The organism is Streptomyces zagrosensis (genome assembly GCF_014203645.1).
In the GTDB taxonomy this organism is placed as follows: Bacteria; Actinomycetota; Actinomycetes; order Streptomycetales; family Streptomycetaceae; genus Streptomyces; species Streptomyces zagrosensis.
The window spans coordinates 328,168-343,055 of record NZ_JACHJL010000002.1; the positions used below are offsets into that span (position 1 = coordinate 328,168).

At 70.7% G+C, this 14,888-nt stretch carries 10 protein-coding genes; 6 read left to right on the top strand and 4 right to left on the bottom strand.

Features of this window, described 5'->3' with window-relative positions; genetic code table 11:
- The first annotated feature begins 43 nt into the window (after positions 1-43).
- From FHS42_RS05010 to FHS42_RS05025, 4 genes are all read left to right on the top strand, one after another.
- The gene (locus FHS42_RS05010) at positions 44-1,879 is read left to right on the top strand and encodes an acyl-CoA dehydrogenase (protein WP_184569301.1); all 1,836 of its coding nucleotides are present in this window, start codon (positions 44-46) and stop codon (positions 1,877-1,879) included.
- A 264-nt stretch (positions 1,880-2,143) separates the two neighbouring features.
- Positions 2,144-3,529, top strand: coding sequence for a M18 family aminopeptidase (locus FHS42_RS05015; RefSeq protein ID WP_184569302.1), 1,386 nt, complete (start codon positions 2,144-2,146; stop codon positions 3,527-3,529).
- Between the two features lies 1 nt (position 3,530).
- Positions 3,531-6,173: a BTAD domain-containing putative transcriptional regulator gene (locus FHS42_RS05020; protein ID WP_246494202.1), complete on the top strand. Its 2,643-nt coding sequence runs from the start codon at positions 3,531-3,533 to the stop codon at positions 6,171-6,173.
- 233 nt (positions 6,174-6,406) lie between these two features.
- Positions 6,407-7,270, top strand: coding sequence for a DUF4232 domain-containing protein (locus FHS42_RS05025; protein WP_184569303.1), 864 nt, complete (start codon positions 6,407-6,409; stop codon positions 7,268-7,270).
- Positions 7,271-7,461: 191 nt separating this feature from the next.
- On the opposite strand, the gene FHS42_RS05030 is transcribed toward FHS42_RS05025, so the two are convergent.
- Both FHS42_RS05030 and FHS42_RS05035 read right to left on the bottom strand, forming a co-directional pair.
- Positions 7,462-9,303, bottom strand: coding sequence for an NHL domain-containing thioredoxin family protein (locus tag FHS42_RS05030; RefSeq protein ID WP_184569304.1), 1,842 nt, complete (start codon positions 9,301-9,303; stop codon positions 7,462-7,464).
- A gap of 100 nt (positions 9,304-9,403) precedes the next feature.
- Positions 9,404-10,294 carry a carbon-nitrogen family hydrolase gene (locus FHS42_RS05035; RefSeq protein WP_184569305.1) on the bottom strand — a complete coding sequence of 297 codons (891 nt, stop codon included), beginning with the start codon at positions 10,292-10,294 and terminating at the stop codon, positions 9,404-9,406.
- Between the two features lie 138 nt (positions 10,295-10,432).
- On the opposite strand from FHS42_RS05035, the gene FHS42_RS05040 reads away from it, so the two are divergent.
- Entirely contained in the window at positions 10,433-11,254 is an 822-nt protein-coding gene (locus tag FHS42_RS05040; RefSeq protein WP_184569306.1) for a maleylpyruvate isomerase family mycothiol-dependent enzyme, read from the top strand.
- A 185-nt stretch (positions 11,255-11,439) separates the two neighbouring features.
- Here the strand turns inward: FHS42_RS05040 and FHS42_RS05045 are convergent, their stop codons facing one another.
- Positions 11,440-12,681, bottom strand: coding sequence for an MFS transporter (locus FHS42_RS05045; RefSeq protein WP_184569746.1), 1,242 nt, complete (start codon positions 12,679-12,681; stop codon positions 11,440-11,442).
- A 77-nt stretch (positions 12,682-12,758) separates the two neighbouring features.
- Positions 12,759-13,553: a GntR family transcriptional regulator gene (locus tag FHS42_RS05050; protein ID WP_184569307.1), complete on the bottom strand. Its 795-nt coding sequence runs from the start codon at positions 13,551-13,553 to the stop codon at positions 12,759-12,761.
- 444 nt (positions 13,554-13,997) lie between these two features.
- On the opposite strand from FHS42_RS05050, the gene FHS42_RS05055 reads away from it, so the two are divergent.
- Complete coding sequence (locus FHS42_RS05055; protein WP_312866728.1) at positions 13,998-14,885, top strand: NAD(P)-dependent oxidoreductase; 888 nt, start codon at positions 13,998-14,000, stop codon at positions 14,883-14,885.
- The last annotated feature ends 3 nt before the right edge of the window (positions 14,886-14,888 follow it).

Sequence of the window (14,888 nt, forward strand, 5' to 3'; positions counted from 1 at the left end):
ACCGTCTGCCCCGCGCTGGGTCGAGCCTTACGGAGCCGTCGCCATGGGGCACTACAAGTCGAATCTCCGCGACATCGAGTTCAACCTCTTCGAGGTACTCGGCCGCGACAAGCTGTACGGCACCGGCCCGTTCGCTGAGATGGACGTCGAGACCGCCAAGAGCGTGCTGTCCGAGATCGCCAGGCTCTCGGAGAACGAGCTGGCCGACTCGTATGTGGACGCCGACCGCAACCCGCCGGTCTTCGACCCAGCCACGAACACCGCTCCCGTCCCGGAGACCTTCAAGAAGAGCTACCAGGCGTACATGGACGCCGACTGGTGGCGCCTTGGGATTCCGGAGGAGCTGGGCGGCACCACGACGCCGCGCTCGCTGCTGTGGAGCTTCGCAGAGACCATCTTGGGCGCAAACCCCGCGGTATGGATGTACGCGTCGGGCCCGGCCTTCGCCGGCGTGCTCTTCGAGGAGGGCACCGAGCAGCAGAAGCACATCGCCAAGCTCGCCGTGGACAAGCAGTGGGGCTCCACCATGGTGCTGACCGAGCCGGACGCGGGCTCCGACGTCGGCGCGGGCCGCACCAAGGCCATCCAGCAGGACGACGGCTCCTGGCACATCGAGGGCGTGAAGCGCTTCATCACCTCGGGCGAGCACGACATGTCCGACAACATCCTGCACTACGTCCTCGCCCGCCCCGAGGGCCACGGCCCGGGCACCAAGGGCCTGTCCCTGTTCCTGGTGCCCAAGTACGAGTTCGACTTCGAGACCGGCGAGCTGGGCGCGCGTAACGGCGCGTACGCCACCAACGTCGAGCACAAGATGGGCCTCAAGGCGTCCAACACCTGTGAGATGACCTTCGGCGACCGCCACCCCGCCAAGGGCTGGCTGGTCGGCGAGAAGCACGACGGCATCCGGCAGATGTTCCGCATCATCGAGTTCGCCCGGATGATGGTCGGCACGAAGGCCATCGCCGCCCTCTCCACCGGCTACCTCAACGCCCTGGAGTACGCCAAGGAGCGCGTGCAGGGCCCGGACCTGGCCGCGTTCACCGACAAGACCGCCCCGCGCGTCACCATCACCCACCACCCGGACGTACGCCGCTCGCTGATGACGCAGAAGGCGTACGCGGAGGGCATGCGCGCCCTCGTCCTGTACACCGCATCCGTCCAGGACGAGATCCTGGTCAAGGAGGCAGCGGGTGAGGACTCCAAGGCGTTGAGCGGCCTGAACGATCTGCTGCTCCCGATCGTGAAGGGCTATGGCTCGGAGAAGTCCTACGAGCAGCTAGCCCAGTCGCTCCAGACCTTCGGCGGCTCCGGCTACCTCCAGGAGTACCCGATCGAGCAGTACATCCGGGACGCCAAGATCGACACCCTGTACGAGGGCACCACCGCCATCCAGGGCCAGGACTACTTCTTCCGCAAGATCGTCCGCGACCAGGGCCAGGCGCTGACCACGCTCTCCGAAGAGATCAAGAAGTTCCTCGCCGAGGCGGAGGGTGGCGAGGAGCTGGCCACGGCCCGCGACGAGCTGGCCAAGGCGGCCGTTGACCTGGAGGCGATCGTCGGCGCGATGCTGACCGACCTCGCCGCCACCGAGAAGGACGTCAAGTCCATCTACAAGGTCGGCCTCAACACCACCCGGCTGCTGCTCGCCTCCGGCGACGTGGTCATCGGCTACCTACTGCTGCGGGGTGCCGTGGTGGCGGCGGGCAAGTTGTCCGACCGCTCCACCGTGTCCGCCAAGGACGTGCCCTTCTACCAGGGCAAGGTCGCGGCGGCGAAGTTCTTCGCCCACAACGTCTTGCCGGGAGTCGGCGTCCAGCGCGCGCTCGCCGAGTCCATCGACCAGTCCCTGATGGAGCTGGACGAGGCCGCTTTCTGAGGTCTGGACTCTGAGATCTGGGTTCGGATGTTCGGATGTCTGAGCTCTGACGTTCTGAGTACGCACGAGCCACTGTCCACACCCCATCGGCGGGGCCCGCTTCCCACCCCACAGGGCAGCGGGCCCCGCCGGCTGTTGCGGACGGGGGGCAACCCGGCGCAGGGCGGGGCTCCAGGCGACTACGCCATGGCGATGAGCTGATCATCGGGCGACGCGCCGTCGTCTCATCTCGGGCGGTATGGCCCTGCTCCTTATGCTAAGGACATGAGTACCCCCGCCCGCTTCGATCGCGGCCACACCGATGACCTGATGACCTTCCTCACCGCCAGCCCGTCGCCGTACCACGCGGTGGCGAACGCTGCTGAGCGGCTGGAGAAGGCCGGTTTTCGGCAGGTCGTGGAGACCGACGCGTGGGATGGCGGGAGCGGAGGCAAGTTCGTGCTGCGCGGGGGTGCGATCATCGCCTGGTACGTGCCCGAGGGTGCGGGCCCGGCGACTCCGTTCCGCATCGTCGGGGCACATACCGATTCGCCCAATCTGCGGGTCAAGCCGACGCCGGATACCGGCTCGTTCGGTTGGCGGCAGATCGCCGTCGAGGTTTACGGCGGTACGCTGCTCAACACCTGGCTCGACCGCGACCTGGGGTTGAGCGGACGGCTGACGCTACGCAGCGGGGAGCACCGATTGGTAGCCGTTGACCGGCCGCTGATGCGGGTGCCGCAGCTTGCCGTGCACCTCGACCGCAGCGTCAACGTCGATGGCCTCAAACTCGACAAACAGCGGCATATGACGCCGATCTGGGGCATCGGCGGCGTACACGAGGGGGATCTGATCGAGTTCGTGGCGGGTGAAGTGGGCGTCGCCGCTGATGACATCGCGGGCTGGGACCTGATGGCGCACAGCGTCGAACCACCCGCTTACCTGGGCCGGGACCGCGAACTGGTCGCCGGGCCACGGATGGACAACCTCATCTCCGTACACGCGGGTACCGCGGCGTTGGCCGCCGTCGCCAGCGGCGCCAAAGCGCCCGGCATGGACGCCACCGAAGCAGCAACCGCAGTGCCCACAGCGGCCGGAGCAGCCGGAGGCTCGGGGGCTGCCGCAGGCGGCGGGCGGCTGCCGTACATTCCCGTACTCGCCGCCTTCGACCACGAGGAGAGCGGCAGCCAGTCCGACACCGGCGCCGATGGCCCGCTGCTCGGCACCGTGCTTGAGCGGTCCGTCTACGCCCGTGGCGGAAGCGTCGAGGACCGGGCCCGGGCCCTCGCGGGAACCGTGTGCCTGTCCTCCGACACCGGGCACGCCGTGCACCCCAACTACGCCGAGCGCCACGAGCCGGGCCACCACCCGATGCCGGGCGGTGGCCCGATCCTCAAGGTCAACGTCAACCAGCGATACACCACCGATGGCAGCGGGCGCGCGGTGTTCGCCGCCGCCTGTGAACGTGCCAACGTGCCCTGGCAGAATTTCGTCTCGCACAACGCCATGCCCTGCGGTACCACCATCGGCCCGATCACCGCGGCCCGACATGGCATTCGCACCGTAGACATCGGTGTCGCCATCCTCTCCATGCACTCGGCCCGCGAACTGTGCGGCGCCGACGACCCGTTCCTGCTCGCGAACGTGCTGGCCGCCTTCTTGGAGAGCTGACTTGGAATTCTCACTCCTTGGCCCGGTCGCCGTGCGCACCGCGCACGGCGAGCTTCCACTCGGCCCGGTCAAGCGGCGCAGCGTGCTAGCCATGTTGCTGCTCCAGGTGAACAGCACCGTCCCGGTGGAGCGGTTGATCACCGCGCTGTGGGAGGACGCGCCACCCGAGCATGCCCGCACCGTCGTGCAGGGGCATGTGTCGCGGCTGCGCGCCACGCTCACGGACGGCGGGGCCCAGGCGTACGGCATCGAGCTGACCACGCAGGGCTCGGCCTATCTGCTGCGGCTGCCCGAAGACCGGGTGGACGCGCACCGGTTCGAGGAACTGGTGGGCCGGGCGCGGGAAATGACCGGGTGGCGGGACGCCGCCGGCCGGCCGGGCCCCGGCACGGGGCCTGCCGCCGGGACGACCGGCGCGAACGCGGCAGCCGGCGCGGTGCCGATGCTGCGCGAGGCGCTGGGTCTTTGGCGCGGCCCGGCGCTGACCGGCACCGTGACCAGCCCGCCGTTCGCCGCCGCCGCGCACGCGCTGGAGGAGCGGCGGCTGTCGGCCGTGGAGGCGCTGGCGTACGCGCACGAGGAGTTGGGGCAGTACGACGTGGCCGCCGCCGTGCTGCACACGGAGGCCGTCGCCCACCCGCTGCGCGAGGGGCTGATCGCGACGCTGATGCGCGCCCTGTATCGGGCGGGCCGCCAGTCCGACGCGATCCACTGGTACCACAGGACCCGTGGGCTGCTCAGCGACGAACTCGGCGTGGACCCGGGCGAGGGCCTGCGCCGCGCCTACGAGGAGATCCTGCACGCGGACACGACCACCGTCCCCACCCAGCGCGCCCAGCGGCCAGCGCCCCGCCCCAGCACATCGGGCACGCCGCGCGGGAGCGCGGCGGCTTCCGATGACACGCTCGGGGGCGGCGGTTCGGGACTGCCGGGCGGCGCGAATGCGGCGCGGGCCGGCGCGGGTCCGGCCGGCGGCGCTGGCTCGTACGGTGGCGCTAGCTCGTCCGGTGGCGCCGGCTCGTACGGTGCGGAGGCGGCTTCATACGGCACGCACGGCGCCGAGGCGGCTTCATACGGGGTGCCCGCGGGCCCGTACGGTACGGAGCCGGCTCCGTACCGAGTGCCGGGCGCGGACCAGCACCCGGGCAGTGGTGCGTCAGGCGCGGTGTCGGGTGCCGAGGGTGGGGCGGGCACTGGTCCCTATCCGCCCGGGGACGGCGGCCCGGGTTCGGCCGCCGCGTACGCCCCCGGCGATGGCCACCGCGGCCCTGCGGCCCCGTATCCACCCGGCGCCACGGGCGGCCCGGGAACGTATACGGCAGCGGCAGCGCCATCCGCACCAGCAGCGCCGTCCGCAGCGGAGGCTGGTGCGGGAGTGGCGTCGGGGGCCGGTGGGGGCAGCGGCGCCGGGTCGGCCGGTGCGTACGGTACGCCGGGGGCCGCCTCCGATGCCGGGGGTGACCGGTCCGGTGCGGGCGCCCCATGGTTGCTGCCCAGGCCGCCCACCCGGTTCCGCGGGCGGGACGCCGAACTCGCCGCGCTCACCGCGTTGGTGCGGGCCACGGCGCCCGGGGAGAGCCCCATCGCGCTGGTGACGGGCCCGGCCGGAGTCGGCAAGACCGCGTATGTCGTGCACTGGGCGCACCAGCACGCCGCCGCGTACCCGGATGGGCTGCTCTTCGCGGACCTGCGCGGCTTCGGCGAGCGGGACGAGGCGCTGCCCGTCGAGGTGTTGCGGGACTTCCTGCTGGCGCTCGGCACTCCGCCCGACCGCATCCCCCGCTCACCGGAGAGCGCCGCGGCGCTGTACCGGTCGCGGGTCGCCAGGCGCAGGCTGCTCGTGGTCTTGGACAACGCGCGCAGCTCCGCACAGGTTCGCCCACTGCTGCCGGGCGGCACCTCGTGGGGGCCGCAGCCCGGCCCGGGAGCGGGCGATGATCCGCAGGCGGGTGCGGCCTGCGTGACGCTGGTGACCAGCCGCAGCCGGCTCGACGGGCTCGTGGCCACCGACGCCGCGCGACCTGTGCCGTTGCAGGCCCTCACGCCCGAGAAGGGCGTCGCCCTGCTGACCGCCATGCTGGGCACCGACCGGGTGACCGACGACCTGGACGCCGCGCAGGAGTTGGTGGCCCTGTGCGATGGGCTGCCGCTGGCGCTGCGCGCCGCGTCCGCGCAACTCACCGCGCGGCCCCGGTGGCGGCTTGCCCGGCTGACGGCGGCGCTGCGCGACGAACAGCGGCGGCTCGCTCTGCTGTCGGCCGAGGACACCGGGATCGCCGCCGCGCTACGGATGTCCGTGGCCCGGCTCTCGGCGGACGATGCGCGGCTGCTTTCCGCGCTGGGCACGGGGTTCGACCGGCAGGTGGAGGCCACGGCGGTGGCGGCGTTCGCGGGCTCCGACCCGGGGCTGACGCAGGACGGCCTCGACCGACTCGCGGAGATGCACCTGGTCGATGAGGAGGCCACCGGGCGGTACACGCTGACCGGGCTGGTCAAGCTCTTCGCCCGAAACGGCGAGACCAGCGGCGGCCAGGTCAGGCGACCGGGCGTGCCGCCGGTTGTCCCACCACCGGCTGGCCCACCACTCGTTCCACCACCAGCCGGCCCACCACCGGCCGCCCCGCCGCCAGAGGCCGGGGACTAACGCGGCGTTCGCCGCGGGGAGTCGAACAGTGCGGGGCCGTCCTACTGGGCGGCCCCGCACCGTTGTGTGACACCTACAAGCGCTACCGAAGGCGTTAACGGCGCTGATCGACGGCTCGTTTGACCAGGTCGGGTGGCTAACGCCCGTCTGTTAGGCAGGGGTTAGTCACACGCCAATGCGGCCCGACAAGCTGGAGCCATACCAACCGAGCAGCGCTCCTGGGGGGACCAGAAATGTCGAACACCACCTACGCCACCGCCGCCACCACCAGCACCGCCACCAAGCGCGCCGAGCGCCGCGCCCGGCTGCGGGGCAACACGGTACGGATCGCCGCCGCCACCGTCACTGCGGTCGCCGCGCTGGCGCTGACCGCCTGCGGCTCCGACAACGGCTCGGGTGCCAAGACCGAGGGCAAGGCCGATGCGGCGGCGACGATGGAGCCCTCCGCCACGGACACCCCCGGCAAGGACAGCACGAACGACGCTGGCACCGACGACAAGGGCGCCACAGACACCACGGGCGGCGCAGGCGGTACGGGCACGGGTGGGGGCAACGCGCAGACCGGCGGCAAGGGCCCCGGTGTCGAGGGCACCAAGGGGCAGCCGACCGGCACCCCCGACTCCCAGGGCGGCACGGGTGGGGGCGACAACGCCCGAACCGGCGGCAAGGGCGACACCGGCCCGACCAAGACCGCGTGCACCGTCGCGGGCACCACGGTGCGGGTGGAGACGACGGGCGGCACCATTCCCATGGTGATCCTGCGGGCCACCAACACCGGGGCCACCGCGTGCAACATGTACTACGCGCCGGTCATCGGCTACCCGGGCGCGCAGTCGGCGCTCGCGGTGAGCGACAGCGGGACGCCACAGTCCGTGCGCAGGCTCGCCCCCGGCGCGAGCGTGACCGCGTCCATCGCGCTCGGCAGCGAAGACGGCACCAACCCGCACCGGGCGAAGCAGCTCACGGTCAGCCTCAAGGGCGCCACCGGGGCTGCCCTTCCGGGCCAGGCAACCGTCCCCGCGCCCGCCGGCGCCGGGCTCCTCCTTGACGCCGACTCCTCGGTGAGCTGGTGGGGCGCCACGGGAGACGGGCAGTAACACCCGCTGCCGGATGAGCTGAGACAAGCACTCCGCAGCACCCACAGACGACGGAGACGTCGGCCCCGCCGGCACCCCCCGGAGCCAGGGCCGCGTCCACCGTCCCCAGGCCCGCCCCCACCAGGGGCGGGCCTGCCGTCGTGGTGCGCACCGCCCCGTTGCGCGCCCGCTGCCCCGGGCCGCAGCCCCGCTTACGGCGTGTCCAGGCCCGCCAGCACCAGCGGCAACCGGTCCACGCCAGCAGCCGACACGCGGACCGGAACGCCCCAGTCCTGCTGATGGACATGGCAGGCCGGATATTCGATATCGGGTGCGTCGTCGCACGAGGCGGCCATGGCCGAGACATGCAGGACGCCCTCCCGCACGCCATCGGCGAGGAGCAGTTCGCGGCTCAGGTCAGTCCCCGCGCCGTCGCCATCGGCCAGCAGCTCCGGCGGCGTCGCGCTGACCAGGAGCCGGGTGGACGGCCCGTACCGCGTGTCCAGCTTTTGGCCGTTCGGCGCCTGGAAGACCACGTCGAGGCGCAGCTTGCCCGCGGCGACCTCGGTGGCCGCGCGCTGGGTGCGGTGGGCTACGGACTCCACGCGCACTGCTTCCTCGGGCAGCCGCAGCCGGGTCAGCCGGTGCCGGGACGACTCGACCACCACGATGTCGTCGCCGGTGAGCACCGCGTCCGATGGCTCCCGCACGTCGGTGGCGAGCGTGCTGACCTCGCCGGTCGCCGGGTCGTAGCGGCGCAGCGCATGGTTGTACGTGTCGGATACGGCGACGCTGCCATCGCGCAGCGCCGTCACTCCCAGCGGGTGCTGAAACAGGGCCTGGTCGGCTGGACCGTCGCGGTGGCCGAAGTCGAACAGCCCGGTGCCCACCGCCGTACGCACCACGAAGCCGTCTGGGCGGCCGGGGTCGCGCTCGATGTAGCGCAGGGCAGAGGTTTCCGAGTCGGCTATCCACAGCCGGTCTTCGGCGGCGGCGAGCCCGGATGGCTGGGCGAACCACGCCTCGTGCGCCGGGCCGTCCACCAGGCCCTCGTTGGTGGTGCCCGCCGCGACACCTACGGTCCCGGTGGCCGGGTCGTACGTCCACAGCTGGTGCACTCCGGCCATGGCGATCCACAGCCGGTCCGCGAACCAGGCCAGGTCCCACGGCGATGACAGGTCCACCTCGCGCGCCGGGCCCGCGGTCGCCGTCCCCTGCCACCACTGGCGGCCGGTGCCCGCGATGGTCTCGACGGCGCCGGTGGCCGGGTCGTAGGTGCGCAGGGCGTGGTTCACGGTGTCGGCGACGGCGACCAGCTGCCGGCCATCGGCCGACGCGGGCAGCAGGGCGAGGCCCTGCGGCTCGTTGAAGCTGGCGGTGGCCGCGTCCCCATCGGCCAGGCCGCGCTCGCCGGTGCCGATGCGCCGGATGACGGTCTCGCCGTCCGGCTCCAGCTCGACCAGGGCATGCCGGGTGGAGTCCGATACGAGGAAGGTGCCGCCGGGCAGCTCGATGGCCTTGCCGGGGAAGCGGAGGTCGGTGGCGACGGGCTCCGGCTCGCGGTAGGGGCCATCGCCGCGCCGCAGCGTGCCCTTCGCCTCGTGGGTGGCCTCCAGCTCATCGACCAGCCTGGCGATCGCGTGCGCATGGCCCTCGCCCGCGTGCTGGGCGACGACATAGCCCTCGGGGTCGATGACGACGAGGGTGGGCCAGGCGCGGACGGCGTACTGCTTCCAGGTGGCGAGCTCGGGATCGTCTAGGACCGGGTGCCGCACCTCGTACCGCTCGACGGCGTCCACGACCGCCTGGTGCTCGGCCTCGTGCACGAACTTCGGCGAGTGCACTCCGACGATCACGACGGTGTCGCGGTGCGCTTCCTCAAGCTCGCGCAGCTCATCGATCACGTGCAGGCAGTTGACGCAGCAAAACGTCCAAAAATCCAGGATGACGATGCGTCCTCGCAGGTCAGCGAGGGACAGCTCGGTCCCGCCAGTGTTGAGCCAGCCGCCTGCACCGATCAGTTCGGGGGCCCGGACGCGCGCACGTGAAGCCATGCTTCCATCCAACAGCACCGCTTCGGCGAGCATTCCCTTGCTTGTCCGGGCAGCCCCGCCAGGCGGCCCCGCCGGCGGCAGCCGCAGCCGCGCGGCCCGCTCAGCGCACGTCCAGCACCCGGTCCCGTAGCACCGGGAACTGCGCCCGGGTGGTCGTCACCTGGTTCAGATCCAGGTCCACCGTGAGCACCGATTCGCCGGCGCCCGCTTCAGCGAGCACCTCGCCCCACGGGTCCACGACGATGCTGTGCCCCGCCTGCTCGACGCCCGCGTGGGTGCCGGCCGTACCGCAGGCCAGTACGTACGCCTGGTTCTCCACGGCGCGGGCGCGTGCGAGCAGCGTCCAGTGCTCGCGCCGCCGCTCGGGCCAGCCGGCGGGGATCACCAAAAGCTGCGCGCCTGCGTCGATGAGGAGCCGGAAGAGTTCGGGAAAACGCAGGTCGTAGCAGGTCGCCAGGCCGATCGTGGTGTCTGGCAGCGATGCCGTGACCACCTCGGTGCCGGCGCCCATCAGCACCGCCTCGCCCTTGTCGAAGCCAAAGCGGTGGATCTTGCGGTACGTGCGCACGAGCGTGCCGGACGGGTCGAAGAGCAGCGAGGTGTTGTAGAGCGTCGTGCCGTCACCGCCGGCCGCGCCATCGTCCCTGGCTGCACTGCCGCCGCCGGCCGGGCCCTCGCCGGCGGCCTCTTCGCCGGCGGCCTCTTCGCCGCCTGCGGCGGGTGCCCGCTCCACGATCGATCCGGCGTGTAGCCAGACGCCGGCGTCGCGCGCCGCCGCGGACATCACCTCGGCGGTCGGCCCGTCCACCGGCTCCGCGCTGGCGGCGAACGCCTGGAAGGCGAAGGCTCCGACGTTCCACAGTTCGGGGAGCACGATGAGGTCTGCACCGGTCTGATGGTGTGTGTCCCGTACGAGGGTGGACGCGCGCTTGCGTCGTGATTCGACCGGCTCGTCCTGGTCCACACCGATCTGGATCAATGAAGCGCGCACATTACCACCGCTCTCGACGATCGAGCTGTCCAACCGGGCCTACGATCAGTCTGGAAAGCACTGCCGGGGTGCCCGTGCGCAGCGTAACTTAACTGCCAAACAGCACCCAGCCCGCGTACGAACCGCCCGAGGGGTCCCGTGACCGTCCATCCAAGCCTTCAACCCGCCATCGATGCATGGACCCACTCCATCGAAGCGATATCCGAGTTGGTGACGCCGCTCGTCGAGGGGGAGTGGAACCGGGCCACCGATTGCCCGGGGTGGTCGGTGCGTGACGTCGTCTCGCACGTCATTGGTTTTGAGTGCGAACTGCTTGGCGACCCACGCCCGATACACAGCCTGCCGCGCGATCTGTACCACGTGACCAGCGAGTTCGCGCGTTACGTGGAGGTCCAGGTCGATGTCCGCCGCTGTCACACCGCGCCGGAGATGACCTCCGAACTGGAGTACACGATCATCCGCCGCTCGCGTCAGTTGCGAAACGAGTACCGCGACCCGGAGACCATCATCCGCGGCCCGCTCGGCGAACGCTCGATCCACCGCACCCTGACGACCCGGGTCCTCGACGTATGGGTACACGAGCAGGACCTACGCCGGGCGCTCAACAAGCCGGGCAACTTGGACTCCCCCGGCGCCAGCATCACCCGCGATGTGCTGCTCAAGAGCCTGCCCGAGGTGGTCGCCAAGAAGGCCAAGGCACCCGCCAACTCCGCCGTGGTCTTCGATGTGTCGGGGCCGCTGGAGTTCATGCGGACGGTGCGGGTGGATGCGGAGGGCAACGGCAAGCTCGACGCGAGCGTGTCGCTCGGCCCCGCGGTGACGCTCAGCCTGGACTGGGAGACCTATCTGCGGCTCGCGGCCGGCCGGGTCCGTCCGGAGGCCGTGGCGGACAAGGTGAAGATCGACGGTGATCGCCCGCTGGCGGAGGCGGTCCTGGCGAACTTCGCGGTCACGCCGTAGCGCACCATTGCCGTGTTGGGGCCCGCGCGAAACGGCGGGCCCCCGGCGGCCCAGCGACCGCCGCTGCCGGTAGCCGCGTGCCGCCGATCAGCGCTTACGTCCGTACCCGGGGCTACGCCGGCACGCCCTATCCGCGCCTACGCCAGTACGCAACTCCCCCCGCACACCCGTCCGCCCGTACGCCCCTACGCCGGCACATGCACCGCTTGCACCCGGCTCGCGATGACGTGTTCGCGCTCGCGTCGGTGGGCCTGGCCGCGTAGCCGCAGCATTTGGGACAGGCCCAGGGCCTGAAGGAAAAAGACCGAGGCGAAGGCGATGCGGTAGTTGTCGTCGGTCGCGTCCAGGAGTACGCCAACGGCGAGCAGCGTGGTCATCGACGCGATGAAGCCGCCCATGTTCACGATCCCCGACGCGGTGCCAAGGCGCTCCGGCGGATTGGCGGGACGGGCGAAGTCGAAGCCGATCATCGAGGCGGGGCCGCACGCGCCGAGCACCACACACAGTGCGATCAGCAGCGCTCCCGGCGCATGCTGCTCCGGCCAGGTGAGCACGCTGGCCCAGAGCAGGGCGGTGGCGGCGACAGTGCTCAAGGCAATGGGTGCGCGGGCGGCGTGGTGGCGGGCGATGACCTGCCCGTAGACCAGGCCGACCGCCATGTTCGAGAGCACCACCAAGGTCAGCAACTCCCCTGCCTCGGCGCGGGAGAGGCCCTGCGCCTCGACCAGAAACGGCATTCCCCACAGCAGCAGGAACACCATGGCGGGGAACTGTGTGGTGAAGTGCGTCCACATGCCGAGCCGGGTGCCCGGTTCGCTCCAGGCTGCCGCGATCTGCTTGCGGACGAAGCCGTTGCCGACATGCGGATGCGGCGCCGGCTCGTGTCCCTCGGGGTGATCGCGCAGGAACAGCAGCACCAGCGCGAGGACGAGCACCCCACTGGCCGCGCTACCCGCGAACGTCATCGTCCAACCCGCGTGGTGGAGCAGCCGGGCCAGTACGAGCGTGGAGATGAGGTTGCCCGCCATCCCGATCAGCGCGGCGACCTGGGCGATCAGCGGGCCGCGGCGGGCCGGGAACCAGCGTGAGCCAAGGCGCAGCACGCTGATGAAGGTCATCGCATCACCGCAACCGAGCAGCGCGCGGGAGGCGAGGGCCATGGCGTACGAGTGGGAGAACGCGAAGCCGAACTGACCGATGGTGAACAGCACGACGCCGAGGGTCAGCACCTTCTTGGTGCCGAGCCGGTCCACCATGAGGCCGACCGGTATCTGCATGCCCGCGTAGACCAGGAGTTGCAGGATCGAGAAGGTGGACAGGGCCGACGCGTTGATGTGGAACCGCTCGGTCGCGTCGATGCCCGCGACGCCGAGGCTGGTACGGAAGGTGATGGCCACGAAGTAGACGGCGACCCCAAGGCCCCACATGGCGACGGCGCGGCGTCCACCGGGTGGGTCACCCGGCAGCTTCGGCGCGCCGCTGGCACGTATCTCGCCCGGCGCGCTCACCTGGCCTCACCCCTGGCCAGGTTGCGCACCCAGCTCACGTGCTGGTGCACGACGGCCACCGCCGCATCCGGGTCACCGGCGCGCAGCGCCTCCAAGATCTCGGCGTGCTCGACGATGGCCTTCGCCACCCGGTCGGGGTGTGCGTGCATCACGGCGACGCCCATCCGCAGTTGTCGGTCGCGCAACTGGTCGTAGAGCCGGTTCAGGATCTGGTTGCCCGCGCTGCGGACGATCTCGGCGTGGAAGCTGCGGTCGCTGACGGCGACGGCGGCCAGGTCGCCGGTGGCGGCCTGGGCGCGCTGCTGGTCGAGCAGTTCCTCAAGCCGGCTGATCAACTCGGCGCGGGCGGGCACGGCTTTGCGTACGGCGTGTTCCTCGACGAGCAGTCGGGTCTCCACGACATCGGTGATCTCCTGCGCGGAGACCGGCAGCACCAGGGCGCCCTTCTTCGGATAGAGCTTGATCAGCCCTTCCACTTCGAGGCGCAGCAATGCCTCGCGTACCGGCGTACGGGATACGCCTACGGCGTCGGCGAGGCCGCCCTCGGTCAGCAGCGTGCCGCCCTCGTAGCGGCGCTCCAGGACGGCGTACTTGATGTGCGCATAGACCCGCTCGGCGGCGGAACCAGTCGCTCCGGCGGCGGGCCTGCTCTCGCCGGGGCCGCCGCTGGGGGAGTTGGGGCCGGGGGAGCCGGCGTGGGGGGAGTCGCTGCCGGCGGGCAGCGCGGAGGGGGAGGTGGAGGCTGTCGGGGAGGTCGGCGGAATGGCGGGAACAGTGGGGGCTGGAGCCATGCGCACAGGATAGATACAACAGGTATGCGAGCGAAGCCCCCGTCCGGCATGCGGACGGCGGTACGTGAGGTGGAGCACATGCCGGCGGCTGTGTGAGCCGTTGAGCCGCGCACTCGCTTACCCCTTGGTAAGCACGCACTTGTAAGTCGGTACTTGGCAACCGTGGCGAAGCACGTGACGATAAAGCCACGGCCAGGGACACCACGGGAGAGGCTCATCTCCCATTTCCACAGCGTTATTCGCCGCCTTTTCTCGCCAGCCCGCCGCACCACCGTCTACGGCACTTACTGCACAGCATCGCCGGCAGCACGTTCGTCTTTCGTATCGGGTCAGCAGCGTGGAGAAGAGCACCTTGAGCCAGACATACGCCGCAGTGGCACATTCCCTTTCCTACCCTTTTTCCTGCCGCTGCCGGTCCCTATCCCTTATTTTCTGGAGAGAACAGTGACCGCGAAGTCCCCGGAACACACCCCCGTCACCGTAATCGGTCTTGGCGCCATGGGCAGGGCGCTCGCCGCGGCCTTTGTCGCCGGCGGCCACCCCACCACGGTCTGGAACCGCACTCCCGGCAAGGCGAAGGAACTGGTCGCCCAGGGCGCGCTGGAGGCAGCGGACCTGACCGCGGCCATCGAGGCCAGCCCGCTGATCGTGGTGTGCGTCTTCGACGAGGCTGCGGTGCGCGAACTGCTCACCCCGGTCGGCTCGTCGCTGGCCGGGCGCACAGTCGCCATGCTCACCACCTTCACGCCCAAGAGCGCGGTGGAGACCTCCGCCTGGTTGGCCGAGCAACAGGCGGGTTATCTGGGCGGCGCGGTCATGGCCGTGCCCGACATGATCGGCACGCCGGGGTCCCAGCTCTTCTACAGCGGCCCGAAAGACCTCTTCGACACCTATCACAAGCCGCTGGAGTTGCTAGGCGTCAGCCGGCACGTTGGTGAGGACCCGGGCACGTCGGCGCTGTACGAGACCGCGCTGCTTTCCGGCATGTACGCAATGTTCGCGGGCTTCCAGCACGGCGCCGCTCTGATCGGCACCGGAGGAGTATCAGCGACCGAATTCGCGGGATACGCCGTGCCGTTCGTTCAGGCAATGGCCACCATGCTGCCGCTGGACGCCGAATTCATCGACAAGGGCGATTACACCACCGATGTGCAGAGCCTGGAATTCAACCGGTCGGCCCTTGAGCACATCGTGCACGTCAGCCAGGACCAGGGCATCGGCACCGATGTGCCGGGCCTCATCATGGAGCTGATGGACCGTCAGATCAGGGCGGGCCACGGCGCGGACAGCGCCACCCGGATGTTCGAGAGCATCAAGCACCCGCAGGGCTGAGCC